The 596-nt window shown below is 56.2% G+C and carries 1 protein-coding gene; it reads right to left on the reverse strand.

Annotated features, from left to right (window positions below; genetic code table 11):
• The coding region (locus Xbed_RS19010) for a contractile injection system protein, VgrG/Pvc8 family (protein WP_279625552.1) at positions 1-596 on the reverse strand (596 nt) is incomplete at both ends.

A 596-nucleotide genomic window follows, 5' to 3' on the forward strand; every position in this document is an offset into this window, starting at 1 on the left:
AACCGTCGCTGCTGTGCATATGGGAGAGGTGATAGCGCGGGCTGTCCGGGTTGTAGTCTTTATGCAGGCTGCGTTGCGGACTCATGCCGACGCCCAGACGGACCTGATAAATGGTATCCAGCCCGTGGGCGGTATCCGGTTGCGGGTTGTACTGCAACGGCAGGCCGGCGGTCATACCCAGATGGCTGTCACTGAAAAACAGCGTCTCATCCTCAAACCAGAAACTGATGCCCTCTTCGGCCGCCAGCCGGCTGAAAAAGGCGTAGTCGGATTCGCGTTTCTGGGTCACGTATTCCCGATCCTGATGCGGGTCGTAGAGTTTGGAGTCTGCCCGTACCCGGTGTTTTTTCAGCAGTTCATTTAACAGGTCAGGGGCCTTTTTCTGATGGTAAATCCGGCTGTCCTGATTAAGGGTCAGGCGCCAGAGGTAAGGCCGGACGGTAAAGGCGTACAGGGTCTGATTGCCATCGGTGCCGGTCCAGTCGGCATGGGAGATAATGCCGGTGATTTTGCGCTGCTCGGTCTCATCGTGAAAAATTTGCAGTGTCGCTTCCTGCATCAGCAGCGAGGTTAAATCCAGGCTCTGCGGCTTTTTG

Origin of the sequence: Xenorhabdus beddingii, assembly GCF_002127545.1 — a bacterium.
Lineage (GTDB): Bacteria > Pseudomonadota > Gammaproteobacteria > Enterobacterales > Enterobacteriaceae > Xenorhabdus > Xenorhabdus beddingii.